Source organism: Rhizobium sp. 01T437 (genome assembly GCF_056398505.1).
Map to the genome: position 1 here is coordinate 264,153 of NZ_JBFTPM010000002.1, position 13,103 is coordinate 277,255.

At 61.7% G+C, this 13,103-nt stretch carries 15 protein-coding genes; 6 read left to right on the forward strand and 9 right to left on the reverse strand.

All coding sequences use genetic code 11. The features are described 5' to 3' along the window. Window position 1: 1 nt before the first annotated feature. A complete protein-coding gene (locus AC1DM5_RS04720; protein ID WP_477821417.1) occupies window positions 2-403 on the reverse strand; it encodes a group II truncated hemoglobin in 402 nt (133 codons plus the stop codon). Between the two features lie 247 nt (window positions 404-650). Here AC1DM5_RS04720 and AC1DM5_RS04725 point away from each other — a divergent pair, with 247 nt between their 5' ends. The 5 genes from AC1DM5_RS04725 (at window position 651) to olsC (ending at window position 4,617) form a co-directional block, all read left to right on the forward strand. After that, a complete protein-coding gene (locus AC1DM5_RS04725) occupies window positions 651-1,214 on the forward strand; it encodes a TetR/AcrR family transcriptional regulator (RefSeq protein WP_007815280.1) in 564 nt (187 codons plus the stop codon). Between the two features lie 19 nt (window positions 1,215-1,233). Continuing rightward, window positions 1,234-1,575 (forward strand): DMT family transporter, encoded by a 342-nt coding sequence (locus AC1DM5_RS04730; RefSeq protein ID WP_477821416.1) that lies wholly within the window; start codon window positions 1,234-1,236, stop codon window positions 1,573-1,575. A 183-nt stretch (window positions 1,576-1,758) separates the two neighbouring features. Next, entirely contained in the window at window positions 1,759-2,544 is a 786-nt protein-coding gene (locus tag AC1DM5_RS04735) for a ThuA domain-containing protein (RefSeq protein ID WP_113185363.1), read from the forward strand. Between the two features lie 9 nt (window positions 2,545-2,553). Beyond that, window positions 2,554-3,597, forward strand: coding sequence for a Gfo/Idh/MocA family protein (locus AC1DM5_RS04740; RefSeq protein WP_477821415.1), 1,044 nt, complete (start codon window positions 2,554-2,556; stop codon window positions 3,595-3,597). A gap of 180 nt (window positions 3,598-3,777) precedes the next feature. After that, on the forward strand, window positions 3,778-4,617 hold the full coding sequence (gene olsC, locus AC1DM5_RS04745) for an ornithine lipid ester-linked acyl 2-hydroxylase OlsC (RefSeq protein ID WP_477821414.1): 840 nt from the start codon (window positions 3,778-3,780) through the stop codon (window positions 4,615-4,617). A gap of 38 nt (window positions 4,618-4,655) precedes the next feature. On the opposite strand, the gene AC1DM5_RS04750 is transcribed toward olsC, so the two are convergent. The 6 genes from AC1DM5_RS04750 to AC1DM5_RS04775 all read right to left on the reverse strand — a co-directional run bounded on the left by AC1DM5_RS04750 (window position 4,656) and on the right by AC1DM5_RS04775 (window position 10,905). After that, complete coding sequence (locus AC1DM5_RS04750) at window positions 4,656-5,051, reverse strand: DUF1236 domain-containing protein (RefSeq protein WP_477821413.1); 396 nt, start codon at window positions 5,049-5,051, stop codon at window positions 4,656-4,658. Window positions 5,052-5,234: 183 nt separating this feature from the next. Further along, window positions 5,235-6,347, reverse strand: a complete 1,113-nt coding sequence (locus tag AC1DM5_RS04755) for an ABC transporter permease (protein ID WP_477821412.1) — start codon at window positions 6,345-6,347, stop codon at window positions 5,235-5,237. Between the two features lies 1 nt (window position 6,348). After that, entirely contained in the window at window positions 6,349-7,473 is a 1,125-nt protein-coding gene (locus AC1DM5_RS04760) for an ABC transporter permease (RefSeq protein WP_477821411.1), read from the reverse strand. Next, window positions 7,470-9,215, reverse strand: a complete 1,746-nt coding sequence (locus tag AC1DM5_RS04765; RefSeq protein WP_477821410.1) for an ATP-binding cassette domain-containing protein — start codon at window positions 9,213-9,215, stop codon at window positions 7,470-7,472. The genes AC1DM5_RS04760 and AC1DM5_RS04765 overlap by 4 nt, the downstream gene beginning before the upstream one ends. After that, the gene (gene hlyD / locus AC1DM5_RS04770) at window positions 9,212-10,219 is read right to left on the reverse strand and encodes a secretion protein HlyD (protein WP_477821409.1); all 1,008 of its coding nucleotides are present in this window, start codon (window positions 10,217-10,219) and stop codon (window positions 9,212-9,214) included. The genes AC1DM5_RS04765 and hlyD overlap by 4 nt, the downstream gene beginning before the upstream one ends. Continuing rightward, complete coding sequence (locus tag AC1DM5_RS04775; RefSeq protein ID WP_477821408.1) at window positions 10,216-10,905, reverse strand: CerR family C-terminal domain-containing protein; 690 nt, start codon at window positions 10,903-10,905, stop codon at window positions 10,216-10,218. Before AC1DM5_RS04775 ends, hlyD begins: the two co-directional genes overlap by 4 nt. A 156-nt stretch (window positions 10,906-11,061) precedes the next feature. Here AC1DM5_RS04775 and AC1DM5_RS04780 point away from each other — a divergent pair, with 156 nt between their 5' ends. Continuing rightward, the gene (locus AC1DM5_RS04780; RefSeq protein ID WP_477821407.1) at window positions 11,062-11,370 is read left to right on the forward strand and encodes a hypothetical protein; all 309 of its coding nucleotides are present in this window, start codon (window positions 11,062-11,064) and stop codon (window positions 11,368-11,370) included. A gap of 69 nt (window positions 11,371-11,439) precedes the next feature. On the opposite strand, the gene AC1DM5_RS04785 is transcribed toward AC1DM5_RS04780, so the two are convergent. Both AC1DM5_RS04785 and AC1DM5_RS04790 read right to left on the reverse strand, forming a co-directional pair. Next, the gene (locus tag AC1DM5_RS04785) at window positions 11,440-12,318 is read right to left on the reverse strand and encodes an SDR family NAD(P)-dependent oxidoreductase (RefSeq protein ID WP_477821406.1); all 879 of its coding nucleotides are present in this window, start codon (window positions 12,316-12,318) and stop codon (window positions 11,440-11,442) included. Beyond that, window positions 12,315-13,100, reverse strand: coding sequence for a hypothetical protein (locus tag AC1DM5_RS04790; protein ID WP_477821405.1), 786 nt, complete (start codon window positions 13,098-13,100; stop codon window positions 12,315-12,317). Before AC1DM5_RS04790 ends, AC1DM5_RS04785 begins: the two co-directional genes overlap by 4 nt. Between the last annotated feature and the right edge of the window lie 3 nt (window positions 13,101-13,103).

A 13,103-nucleotide genomic window follows, 5' to 3' on the forward strand; every position in this document is an offset into this window, starting at 1 on the left:
ACTATTCCTTGTTCTGCATGTGATGGGCGAGCCGTTCGACCGGTGTCCAGATGAGGTCGCGCAGCGCCTGGCTGGCGATGGTTTCATCCATGGCGCGGCGGAAGCAGAGCAGCCATTCGTCGCGTTCGACGGGGCCGATCTCGGCAACGAAATGACGGCTGCGCAGACGGGGATGGCCGCGCTTGTCGGTATAGAGCGGCGGACCGCCGAGATAACCGGTCATGTATTCGTAGAATTTCTCTTCGCTGCCTTCGAGGCTTGGTGGATGCACGGCGCGCACGTTTTTCGCCTCTGGCAGCGTATCCATCAACTCGTAGAAACGATGCGTCAGCGCCCGAACGGTCGGATCGCCACCGATCGCCTCGTACAAGGTCGTCACCTGTGAAGTTGCCTGCTCCGGCACGAAACCATCCCTTTAATACCCACCCCAGAGCGCCGGCGTCCCCTCCGCCACTCTGGGTTTTTGTTCCAGCATCGGATTGTCCGAAAACCGTTTCACACTTTCGGTCCGATGCTCTACATGCACTCGATCAAAAAGGATCGCAACTGTCATCAAAACAGCGCGGCATTTCGCGCATAATCCTTTGCGAGGTAGGGCCTTCAGTCGATTCTTCTTGGCAAAACCGTCCGGACGGTATCTTTATAAATCCATGTCAAACGCTCATCATCGCAAGAAACAACCCGTGCTCGTGCGCCAGCAGTTGCTGGAGGTCGCCGCGCGTCTTGCTGGTGAAAGTGGCATGAGCGCTGTCACGCTCGATGCGGTCTCGGCTGCGTCAGGTGTCAGCAAGGGTGGACTGCTGCATCACTTCCCGACGAAGAATGCGCTCCTGGACGCCCTGTTCGAAAGCCTGCTGGAGAAGTTCGACGCCGATATAGACGAGCTGATGCGCGCCGATCCGCTGCCGCAGGGCCGTTTCTCGCGCGCCTATCTGCAGGCGGTGTCCGGGCTGAAGGATCGTCCCGACGATTCCAGAAGCTGGACGCAGGTGACGATCGCGCTTCTCGCCGAACCCCGGCTGCGCCTGCGATGGCGCCAATGGGTGGCGGCGAGGGCCGAGGAGTATATCGGCACGGACTCCGCGCTCGACACATTGATCGTGCGTTTTGCCGCCGACGGTCTGTGGTTTGCAGATACGTTGGAAAGCCATGATATCAGTGGCGCTCTGAGGCGAGAGCTGATCGCTCGCCTCATCGAGCTGACCCACAAGTAGATTAAGAAGGAATACCGCCATGAACCCGGCTGCCGTCTATGGGCTGCTCGTTGCAGCCATCGTGCTTGAAGTTATCGGCACGACAGCACTTCAGCTCTCCCAGCAGTTCACCCGCCTCGGGCCGACGGTGCTTGTCGTCGCCTGCTATGGGGCTGCCTTCTACTGCCTGTCGCTGACGCTGAAGCATATTCCCGTTGGAATCGCCTATGCGATTTGGAGCGCTTTGGGAATCGTGCTGATTTCCTCCGTCGGCCTCATCTTTTTCAAGCAGCGGCTGGATACGCCCGCCATCATCGGCCTTGGCCTGATCATATCTGGCGTGGTCGTCGTCAATCTGTTTTCCAAGTCCGTTTCCCATTGATGTGACAAGGGGTTTTCCCGGGCGGTAAGGCCCGGAAAAATCCTCTTTGTCAAAATACCGACAAAGGTCTATGTCTTCCTCTGACGTGGAGGAGGGACTGCTTTGGCTGGCCATCTTTCCAAAGCGCTTTGAATCCCGCCTTCCTGCTTGCCAAAAATCCAAAGGTTCTAGAGGAGCATAGCCATGGCCATTCGCACCGTCGTATGGGGAGAGAACATCCATGAGACAACCAACGAGATCGTCCGCGGCATTTACCCTGAGGGCATGCACACCACGATCGCCAAGGCGTTGAACACCGATCCGGCTATTTCCGCGACCACGGCAACGCTGCAGGAACCCGAACACGGCTTGAGCGAAGCCCGGCTTGCCGAGACCGACGTTCTGACCTGGTGGGGCCACAAGGATCACGGCGCCGTCTCCGACGTCGTCGTCGAGCGCGTCGCCAAGCGGGTGTGGGAAGGCATGGGCCTGCTCGTGCTGCATTCCGGCCATTTCTCCAAGATCTTCAAGCGGCTGATGGGCACGCCCTGTGCGCTCAAGTGGCGTGAGGCGGGTGAGCGCGAGCGTCTGTGGACGATCAATCAGCGCCATCCGATCGCTGCCGGTCTCGGCGAGCATTTCGAGCTGGAAAACGAGGAAATGTATGGTGAGCAATTCTCCGTACCCGAACCGCTGGAAACGGTGTTCATCTCCTGGTTCCAGGGCGGCGAAGTCTTCCGGTCCGGCCTGACCTGGCGCCGTGGTGCGGGCAACATCTTCTATTTCCGTCCCGGCCACGAAACCTACCCGACCTATCACGATGCAAACGTGCAGAAGGTGCTGATCAACGGCGTGAAGTGGGCCTATAACCCCGAGGGTGCGTTGACTGGTATTACCGATGCCCCAAATGTGCCGGTAGAAAAAGCACTGGAGCCGATCGTCGAGCGCGGCCCGAGACTGCACCAGGCCGGCGAAGCCGGTTACCGCTGAGGAGCATCCATGCGACTACTCGTTCTTGGTACGGGCGTGATGGCGAAAAACCAGCTCGCCCACTTCATGAGTATCGACGGCGTGACCGTGGTCGGCGCCGTCGACACGGATTCCGACCGGCTTGCCGCATTCGCCGATAAGTTCAATATCGAGAAGCGGTTTCTGACGCTGGAGGAGGCGATCGCCTGGGGTGAATTCGATGCGGCGACGAATATCACGCCTGACCGGATCCATCACCCGACCACCATGGCGCTGATCGCGGCCGGCAAGCATGTGCTTTGTGAGAAGCCGCTGGCGGAAAACTATCCGAAGGCGCTGGAGATGACGGAAGCGGCTGAGACCGCCGGCGTCATCAACATGGTGAACCTCACCTACCGCAACGTCGCACCGCTGCAGCGTGCTCGCGAGATGGTGCTGGCCGGCGAGCTCGGCACGATCCGCCATGTGGAGGCGTCCTATCTGCAGAGCTGGCTGGTGTCGCGCGCCTGGGGCGACTGGCGTACGGAATCGACCTGGCTCTGGCGTTTGTCCACCGGCCATGGATCGAACGGCGTGCTCGGCGATGTCGGCATCCATATCCTCGATTTTGCGGCCTATGGCGCTGCGACCGATATCGATCATGTCTTTGCGCGGCTGAAGACCTTCAACAAGGCGCCGGGCGGCCAGATCGGCGAGTATATGCTCGATGCCAATGACAGCTTCACCATGTCGGTCGATTTCGCCAACGGCGCGCTTGGCGTCATCCATGCCAGCCGCTGGGCGACGGGTCATCTGAACGAGCTGAAGCTGCGCATCTATGGCGAGAAGGGCAGCCTCGAGGTCATCCACCGTCCAAGCGGTTCGGAGCTGCATGGCTGCCTCGGCGAGGATGTCGAAACGGCGACCTGGAAGCCGGTCGACGCGCCGCCGGTTCCAACCAACTATCAGCGCTTTGCCGAGGCCGTGGCGACGGGCGTGCAGCTCGACCCGAACTTCCGTCATGCGGCAAACCTGCAGAAGGTGCTCGACCTTGCCATGGTCACCGAGCGCGAACGCCGCGAGCTGAAAGTCTGATATTTATCAAACGGAACCGCCGTCACAATGCGCGGCGGTTCCTGCGGCATTTGATCGCAAAACCTGTACTTGAGCGGCGGGCGTGACTATCCATATTTAGGAAATGGTCAACGCGGTGATGTCGTGTCGGCTCCTGCGCGGAAGGCCATGCAATCTCCCAAGGCCCGCAATGGAACGCCCATGACAGACGGTATTGCCAACACCCCCCTTCCCGAACAATCAGTATCCACTCCCGAAACGCAGGGCTTCGCCACTGCCGGGATCGCCCCCATGGATCGCCCCAGCGCCATCACGCGCTTCTTCATGGGCATCGTCGCCTGGGCCGAGGGCCTGAACTTCAAATATGCAAAGCTCGGCAATCCGCCTGTTTATGACAACGCGGTGTTCCCGTGGGCGAAGGAGGTCGAGAAGGCCTGGCCTGAGATCCGCGCCGAACTGGACCGCGTGCTGGTGCGCCAGAGCGAGCTGCCGAGCTTCCAGGAAATCTCCACCGACGTGCAGACCATCTCCAAGGACAATCGCTGGAAGACCTTCTTCCTCGTCGGTTTCGGCGTAAAGTCGGAGCAGAACATCCAGGCCTGCCCGGAAACCTGGAAGGCGGTGCAGAAGATCCCCGGCCTGAAGACGGCGATGTTTTCGATCTTCGAGCCCGGCAAACATCTGCCGGCGCATCGCGGCCCCTATAATGGCGTGCTGCGCCTGCATCTCGGCATGATCGTGCCTGATGCGACCGATAAGCTCGCCATCCGCGTGAAGGACCAGATCTGCCACTGGCAGGAAGGCAAGGCGCTGATCTTCGACGACGCCTATGAGCATGAAGCCTGGAACCACACGGACAAGACGCGCGTCGTCCTGTTCATCGATTTCGTGAAGCCGCTGAAATTCCCGGCGCGGCTAATCAACTGGGCTCTGCTCAATCTTGCGATTTTCACGCCGTTCATCCGCGAAGGGCTCGATAATCACAAGGAGTGGGAAAAGAAGTTCTATGCGCAGGCGGAAGCCCTGCGGAACCGTACATAGAAAAAGGCCCCGCTGAAGCAAGCGGGGCCAGTTCCCTGTTATTCGATCACTTGAACCACACGATGGGTCTGCGGCTCGACGATCACATGGCGGTCGTTGATGACGGTATAGGCGTAACGCGGATTATCCGGCACCGGGATCACCTGAACATCTGCAGGCAGCGGCTTGCCAACCACGATCGGCTGCTGCACGACCACTGCTGACGGCGGGGCCGGCTGCTGCTCGACATAGGTCACGACCTCACGCGGCGGCGGATCGACGACAGCACCGGCTACACCGCCTGCCACGCCGCCAATTGCAGCGCCCACGGGACCGCCGACAATGGCGCCGGTGATAGCGCCGCCGGCGGCACCCGTTACGGCTCCATCAGCCATCGCATTGGTGGCGAGAGACGAGAGCGCAAGCGCGCTCGATACAAGAATGACCTTGTACATTTTGCTTCTCCTTAGCTCTATGTCTTTGTTTTCAAGCCAATTCCGGATGCAGAACCGCTATAGGCTTCTGCTGGAATTGCTTTGGTTTGCATTGGGGTAACGAGCCCATCCTGTCGATGTTCCGGCCGGAGAAGCGTTTCGGAGTCACGGTTTGGAAGCGCAGGTCACATAGTGTGAGGTGTGCTATTCCAGCCTGCGGCGGAACAGCCAGGCGGCAGCACCAAGTGTCGCGCAGGCGATCAGCGCCAGTGGAATGGTCTGGTTCAGCACCTCGGCGGCCGGAATATCCTTCAGGAAGACGCCTTTGACGATGATGAGGAAATAGCGCAGCGGATTGATGATCGTGATTGGCTGCAGCCAGTCCGGCATGTTCTCGATCGGGGTTGCGAAACCCGAAAGCAGCATGGCCGGCACCATGAACAGGAAGGCGCCGAGGATTGCCTGCTGCTGTGTCATCGAGAGCGCCGAGATGAAGAGGCCGAGGCCTGCCACCGAACCCAGATAGAAGATCGAGCTGCCATAGAGCAGGAAGAGCGAGCCGCGTAAGGGCACGCCGAAGATGAAGATCGCCGCCAGCACATAAAGCGTCATGTGGAAGAGGCCGATCATCATTGGCGGAATGAGCTTGCCGATCAGGATTTCATGGACGCGCAGCGGCGAGACCATCAGCTGGTCGAAAGTGCCGAGTTCCCGTTCGCGGGCAATGGAGAGCGCTGTGACGATGAGGCCGATGAGCAAGGCGATGCTGGCGATCAGGTTCGGCACCATGAACCATTGATAGGTGAGGTTGGCGTTGAACCAGTTGCGCGGCACGGTCGCGACCGTCTTCGCCATGGCGCGCCGGCCTGCCGGCGTTTCGGCCGAAAGCGTCATGCCGATTTGGGTGAGATAGCCGGAGACGATCTGGGAAGCGTTGGAGCGGCGCCCGTCGAGGATGATCTGCAGATCAGCGGGGATACCGGCCTCGATGTTGCGGGAGAAATCCGGGCCGATCTCGATTGCGGCAATGACGGACTGGCCGTCGATCGCCTCGCGGATATCGGTCTGGTTATCGGTGGTCTCGATGCGCCGGAATGTCGGCGAGCCCTGGATGCGCTGGATCAGTTCCTGCCCCCAATGACCGCTGTCGCGGTTCAGCACCATCACATCGACATTGCGCACTTCGAGTGTCGCCGCATAGGAAAAGACGAGGAGCTGCATGAGGGGCGGCACGATCAGCACGAAACGACCCTTGGGGTCGCGCATCACGGCGAGCAGTTCCTTGATGATGAGGGCCTTCAGCCGCGTCCACCACATCTCAGCCGATCCTCTTTCTGGTGCTGCGAGCAGCCAGCACAAACATGATGCCACCGATCGTGAGCATGACGGCAATGGAGCGCGCGAACATCGGCCAGATATCGCCTGCCAGGAACACCGTCTGCAGGCTGGGGATCAGATAGCGGGCCGGCACGATGATGGTGATCCACTGGATGATCGCGGGCATGGAATTGATCTCGAAGAGAAAGCCCGACAGCAGGAAGGCCGGCAGAAAGGCTGTGATCAGCGCGATCTGCGAGGCGAGGAACTGGTTCTTGGTCGCCGTCGAGATCAGCAGGCCCTGGCCGAGTGCGGGGATCAGGAAGGCGGCTGACAAAGCATAGAGTGCTGCGACCGAACCCCGAAAGGGAACGCCGAAGAGGAAGACGGCCAGCAGCACGCAGAGCGTCATCGAGGCGAGGCCGAGCAGGAAATAGGGGAGGATCTTGCCGGCAAGCAGTTCGGCTGATGTCACCGGCGTCGCCATCATCGCCTCCATCGTGCCGCGCTCCCATTCGCGGGCGACGACGAGCGAGGTGAGCAGCGTGCCGACCAGCGTCATGACGATGGCGATGGAGCCGGGGACGAGGAAGTTGCGGCTCGTGAGCTCCGGATTGAACCAGAAGCGCTGCTCGATGGAGATGGGCGGTCCGGCCGCGACGGTTTCGGATTGCCGCTGCCGCTCCCAGTTGGCGACGGTCCCTTGCGCATAGTTCTGCACGAAATTGGCGGTATTCGGGTCCGAACCGTCGACGAGAACCTGGATCTGCGGGCGGTTGCCGGCGGCATAGTCCGTCGTGAAGTCTGCGGGAATAACGACGATGCCGCGCACATTGCCGAGCACGAGATCGTTCTCGAACATGCGCCGGTCGCGCCCGACTGTGACGGAGAAGTAGCGGGAGGCCTGGAAGCTTGCCGAGAGGTCCTGCGTCAAGGGTGTGGCCTGCTCCAGCACGAGGCCGATGCGTGTGCGGGTCGTATCCAGCGACACGCCATAGCCGAAGAGGAAGAGCAGGATCAGCGGCAGCACGAAGGCGATGAGAATGGTGCTGGGATCACGGATCGCCTGATAGCTTTCCTTGCGCACGAGGGCGACGAAGCGGCGGATGCGGGAAGAGGTGCTCACGCGGCTTCCCCCTCTGTTTCCGACTCCTGAACAAGAGCGATGAAGGCGTCCTCCATCGTCGGGTCCGGCTGCTCCTTGGTTGCGACACGCGCCTTCAGCTCATCGGGCGAGCCGAGCGCGATCGAGCGGCCGCGATAGATCAGCGAGATGCGGTCGCAATATTCCGCCTCGTCCATGAAATGCGTCGTCACGAGCACTGTGACGCCCTTTTCGACGAGCGCGTTGATATGGGTCCAGAATTCGCGCCGGGTAATCGGATCAACGCCTGATGTGGGTTCGTCGAGGAAGAGGGCGCGCGGCTCATGCATGACGGCGCAGGCAAGCGCCAGGCGCTGTTTCAGGCCGAGCGGCAGGTCCTTCGCCGAATGGCGCACGTGGCGGCCGAAATCGAAGATCTCGGTCATCAGCTTGATGCGCTCGCGGCGGCGGCTGCCGGAAAGACCGTAGACGCCGGCGAAGAATTCGAGATTCTGCATGACGGTGAGATCGCCATAGAGTGAGAATTTCTGTGCCATGTAGCCGAGCTGGTTGCGGGCCTCGGCGGCATCCTTGCGCAGGTCGAAGCCGGCAACACGGCCTTCGCCCTCCGTCGGCTTCAACAAGCCGCAGAGCATCTTGAAGGTGGTGGACTTGCCCGCACCATTCGGGCCGAGCAGGCCGAAGATCTCGCCGCGGCTTATATCGAAGGTGATCTTGTCGGCAGCGGTGAAATCCCCGAAGCGCTTGGTCAGGCCATGCGCCTCGATGACGGGCCGGTTGCCCATTTCGCTTGGCGACCCTTGCGCTTCCGCGAGTTTCGAGCGTCCGCCGGGGCCGCCGCCGAGCATATCGATGAAGGCATCCTCGAAGCGGGCAGGGGTGGGCGCGAGCTTTGCTTCACCGCCGGCACCACCGATATCAGGCGTCTCATCCTTGCCAGTGACGAGGCGGATGGCATCGCCCTGGATGACGCCGTCGATGACGCCTTTCGTCTGCAGGAGTTCGGCCAGCACCTGGCGCCTGCGGCCTGTCACGCCTGACACCTTGAAGACGCGGTCCTCCACGCGGCCGGTCAGATCATGCGGCTTGCCGGAAAAGAGCAGCTTGCCCTGATTGAGCAGCAGAACGTGATCGCAGGCTTCGGCCTCATCCAGATAGGCGGTCGACCAGAGCACGCCGATGCCTTCCTGCGTCAGGTTCTCGACCATTTTCCAGAGATCGCGGCGCGAAATGGGATCGACGCCGACGCCCGGCTCATCGAGCAGCAGCAGGCGCGGCTTCTTCAGCAGCGCGCAGGCAAGGCCGAGCTTCTGCTTCATGCCGCCCGAGAGCTTACCGGCAAGCCGCGTCGTGAAGCGCTTGAGATCGGTGAAGGTCAGCAGTTCCTCGAAGGAGGCTGCGCGCTCGGCCTTCGGCAGGCCGCGCAGATCGGCGTAGAGATCGAGATTTTCCTGAACCGACAGGTCCTCATAGAGGCCGAAGCGCTGCGGCATGTAGCCGATCGAGGCCTGGATGGCGGCCGGGTTCTTCTGCGTATTGAAGCCCAGCACCTCGACCGTGCCGCTATCGGGCAGCATCAGGCCGGTCATCAGCCGGATCAATGTCGTCTTGCCGGCGCCGTCGGGGCCGACGAGTCCGGTGATCGCGCCGCCCTTCACTTCGCCGGAGACGGCATCAAGTGCGGCCGGGCCATCGCCGAAGCGCTTGGTGACATCGGCAAGCCGCACCAGCGCTTCATCCTTTGGGGCGGGAGACGTGCTCATTGTGCGGCCAGCGAGGGAAAGTGCACGGTGACCGGCATGCCCTGACGCAGGTCCGGGCCGGGCTTGTCGATGACGATGCGCAGGCGGTAGACGAGATCAGTGCGAAGCTCGGGCGTCTCGACCGATTTCGGCGTGAATTCCGCGACCGGCGAAATGAAGCCGATCGTGCCTTCATAGGGCCTGTCCGGCTGCGTATCCGAGGTCACCTGAACCTTCATGCCGGGATGCAGGCGGCCAAGATCGCCTTCCGCGACATAGCTGCGCACCCAGACCGGCTGGGTCAGCGAGAGCACAAAGACGGTATCGGCCGGCGAAACGATGGCGCCGGGCTCCCGCACGCGAGAGAGGATGACGCCGTCATTCGGGGCGCGCAGTTCGGTATCGGCAAGCGAGATGCGGGCGGAGACCAGCGCGGATTGGGCGGCCTTCAATTGCGCTTCGGCAGCGGCGATATCTTCCACGCGGGTGCCTTCCTGCAGAAGCTTCAGGGCCTGGTTTACGGAATCGGCGCGTGCTGCGGCCATCGACCGGTTGGCTGTCGCCTCATCGAGACTTGCCTCCGATATCGTGCCCTGTGGGCGGAGCTGGCGCGCGCGGTCGTAGGCGATGTTGGCATTGCTGAGCGCCGCAAGGCTTTCGTCGTAGGATGCTTGTGCCTGGGCGATTTCCGTCGGGCGGGGGCCGGCCTTCAGCTTGTCGAGTGTCGCCTGCAGTGCGGTGACATTGGCCTCGGCGGAGGCGACGGCTGCCTCATTGGGTGTGGCATCCAGTTTGCCGAGCACGTCGCCGCTCTTGATCATGTCGCCTTCATCGACAGCAAGCGAAGCAAGCCGGCCATTGACGCGGAAGCCGAGCGAGACCTGGCGGATATCGACATTGCCATAGAGCGCGAATTCCCTTGATCGTTCCGGCAGCCAGCCGAGCTTCTGAGGTAGGCCGTACCACCAGGCGGCAGCGCCCGCCGCAACGAGAATGAGGATGGCAAGGGGGAGGATCCGTCTCATCTTGTATTTCCTTTCGGCTGATGCAACTGGCCGACAAGCTCTGCAACGAGGTTGCGCAGGGTCTGGAGTTGTTCAGGGCCGACCGACTGCCACTCCATCTGGGCGAGAACGGCCGCATGGGCGACACGGAAGACCATGATGTTGCCGACGAAGGCGAGGGTGCGCAGCCGCACATGTTCGCTGGCCGGGTCTTCCTGCAGGATGGTGCCGATCATCCGGCGCGCCATTTCGATCATCGGGCGCATGAGGCCCTGATAGACACGGGCGAAGGCCTCGGTCGGCTCCATCTGCTCGCGGATGATGAAGCGCGCCCAGGGCTCGGACTCCTTGCTGACGAAAAGGCCGACCATGGTCGCGCCCATCTCCGTCAGCAGGCGTCGCGCATCCTCTTCGCTCAGCTTCCGACCCGCAGCCTCGAGCGCCATGAGATGGGCGCCGATCTGCTGGCGCAGGGAGCCGACATGACGGTCGATGCGGGAGACCAGATATTCTGCGGTCGCGACATAGAGGCCTTCCTTGCCGCCGAAATAATAGGGAATGGCCTGCAGGTTGACGCCTGCGGCTTCGCTGAGCTGCCGCGTCGAAGTCCCGTCGAAGCCGTATCGGCCGAAGACATCGAGGGCCGCGGACAGCAGCTTTTCCCGGGTGATTTCGGCGCGGTTTGGTTGGTTTTGTTCATCAGTCATGTCTCATATATAACCCCAACGAACGTTTCAGTCAATCGAATGAATGTTTATCTTGCGAGGCCAGTCCAGATGTGTATGAGGATTGCGGGCGCGAGCCGCCAGTATATTTACGTTTACTGCCGGCGCATTTACCGTTTCGTACTTCCATAAATGCTAATGTTCTGGCTGAATGGGCTGATGAGAAACCAGCACGTCACGCCAGGAATCGGACGACATGCCTGGAGAGCGCTTGTTACCGGCGCTGCTCTTGCTCTTCCTGTGGCCATGGCTTGCGCTGACGATATTGCGCCCGGAAAAGGCAATCGCATTCAGAACGAGGTGGTGAAACCATCTCCTCATGATGGACAACTGACGGCGCCGCATATGAGCGCGGTCTGGTGGCTGCGAATCAGGCGAGAGGCACCGCAGGCCGATCAGCCTGATCGTTCAAAGCAGGTTTTCGTGCGCAGCGACAACCAGCCCTAATCCCGGCCACCGCAGCCTCAGCTGAAGCGCTGCGCGTCCATTCTCAGGCACGAAGGACGCCTTCTGAGCCTAGACATCGGGCTTTCCGAAAGCCGATTCCGGTTTGCGGGCCGGTGCCGGGGGGCTCGTTTCCGGCCGATGGGGGCTCGGGTCTCTTTTCCGGCGCTGAGCCCGGCCGATCAGGCGGAGCGCCACCGCTGAGGGCAAGATCCTCGCAATGAAGGCGGCGAGCTTCGAAGAGATGCCGGGAATGACGAGGCGGCGGCCGGACTTGAAACCCTGCCATGCCTGCTCGGCCACATAGTCGGCATCGAGCTTGGGCAGGACCTTGAAGAGGGCAGCCCGGTCGGCGCCGGATTTTTCCAGGAAATCGGTCGAGACAGGGCCGGGGGCGACGCAGGTTACCGTGACACCGAAGCGGCGGACCTCCTCATGAAGGGCGGTCGAGAAGGCGCGCACGAAATTCTTGCTGGCGTAATAGAAGGCCATGTAGGGGCCGGGTGTGAAACCCGCGACGGAGCCGAGATTGATGACGCCGCCGCTGCGGCGCGCCACCATGCCCGGCAGGAAGCGCAGCGTCATGTCGGCAAGCGCGCGGATGTTGACGTCGATGATCCCGAGCTGCTCATCGGCGGGCAGGGAGGTTGCCGCACCGCGCAGCCCGTAGCCGGCGCTGTTGACCAAAACGCCGCAGGTCAGCCCGTTTTCGGCAAGATAGGATTCCAGCCGGGCGGATGCATCCGCAGAGGCGAGGTCGAGTTCGATCGTGAAGGCTTCGCCGCCCGCCTGCGCAATCTCCGTTGCGGCGGCCGCAAGGCCTTCGGCGGAGCGGGCCACCAGAACGACGATATTGCCCTCGCGCGCGGCAACCCTGGCAATAGCACGCCCGATGCCGCGGGACGCTCCGAGAACGACGACAGCCAAGCGCTGCTCGGCGCTTTCGCTCATGGGACAATTCCCGCAATCGATATGCCGGCGGGCTTTCCCGCCTGCGGCAGCCCCCTGACCTCGTCAGTGACTTCGCCGTTCAGGATCTTTTCGAACCGCTCCAATGCCCGGGCGATCGTGGCGCCATCCATGACGCGGTGATCATAGTGGATGCGCACGGTGACCGTGCCGTCCGCATCGATCGGGCCGTAATTCAGCAGCGTGGTGAGCGGCGTCAGCGGATTCAAGGATTCGGCGCCGAGGCCGGAATAGACAGAGAACTGGAACGTGCCGAAATAATGCCCGCGCCGTTTTGCCAGGTTGAGCCCGAGCCACATCATGGACCAGCGGAGCAGGGCAGGCGCCCGGGCAAGTTTGAGCGAACGCCGGAAGTCCTTGATCTCGCCAATCGGCAGCGAGCGGGCTTCGCGGATCAGCTTTTCCAGCTCGGGAATGGGGCGCTGTTCCGGCCCCTTTATCTTGCTCAGGAGAACGATCCGCTCGCCCTCATGCTCGCGCTCATGAGCGATGGAGGCCACGCTTTCAGGATATTCGTAGAGCTGATGAAACGGGAATTTGATATAGGCGCGCCGGAGATCCGGGGTCTCCTTCGAGAGCAGCGCATAGCCTTTCAGGAACAGCACGGTCCATGACGGGCGCGGATTGCAGGCGTTTCGGGCATCCAGCAGCGGGCGGATATTCATCTGCCGCTGCACGGTGACCCGCGGGATGCCGATCGAAAATCGCATGAGATCTCCGACAAGCCGCCTTGCGGGCGAAAGTCTGATTGTTCGTCCCCTCATCCT

What these genes read in the sequence shown, in the direction of transcription:
- AC1DM5_RS04725 (WP_007815280.1), top strand. Translation starts at nt 651, where the DNA reads ATGTCAAACGCTCATCATCGCAAGAAACAACCCGTGCTCGTGCGCCAG.
- AC1DM5_RS04730 (WP_477821416.1), top strand. Translation starts at nt 1,234, where the DNA reads ATGAACCCGGCTGCCGTCTATGGGCTGCTCGTTGCAGCCATCGTGCTT.
- AC1DM5_RS04735 (WP_113185363.1), top strand. Translation starts at nt 1,759, where the DNA reads ATGGCCATTCGCACCGTCGTATGGGGAGAGAACATCCATGAGACAACC.
- AC1DM5_RS04740 (WP_477821415.1), top strand. Translation starts at nt 2,554, where the DNA reads ATGCGACTACTCGTTCTTGGTACGGGCGTGATGGCGAAAAACCAGCTC.
- olsC (WP_477821414.1), top strand. Translation starts at nt 3,778, where the DNA reads ATGACAGACGGTATTGCCAACACCCCCCTTCCCGAACAATCAGTATCC.
- AC1DM5_RS04750 (WP_477821413.1), bottom strand. Translation starts at nt 5,051, where the DNA reads ATGTACAAGGTCATTCTTGTATCGAGCGCGCTTGCGCTCTCGTCTCTC.
- AC1DM5_RS04755 (WP_477821412.1), bottom strand. Translation starts at nt 6,347, where the DNA reads ATGTGGTGGACGCGGCTGAAGGCCCTCATCATCAAGGAACTGCTCGCC.
- AC1DM5_RS04765 (WP_477821410.1), bottom strand. Translation starts at nt 9,215, where the DNA reads ATGAGCACGTCTCCCGCCCCAAAGGATGAAGCGCTGGTGCGGCTTGCC.
- hlyD (WP_477821409.1), bottom strand. Translation starts at nt 10,219, where the DNA reads ATGAGACGGATCCTCCCCCTTGCCATCCTCATTCTCGTTGCGGCGGGC.
- AC1DM5_RS04775 (WP_477821408.1), bottom strand. Translation starts at nt 10,905, where the DNA reads ATGACTGATGAACAAAACCAACCAAACCGCGCCGAAATCACCCGGGAA.
- AC1DM5_RS04780 (WP_477821407.1), top strand. Translation starts at nt 11,062, where the DNA reads ATGTTCTGGCTGAATGGGCTGATGAGAAACCAGCACGTCACGCCAGGA.
- AC1DM5_RS04785 (WP_477821406.1), bottom strand. Translation starts at nt 12,318, where the DNA reads ATGAGCGAAAGCGCCGAGCAGCGCTTGGCTGTCGTCGTTCTCGGAGCG.
- AC1DM5_RS04790 (WP_477821405.1), bottom strand. Translation starts at nt 13,100, where the DNA reads ATGAGGGGACGAACAATCAGACTTTCGCCCGCAAGGCGGCTTGTCGGA.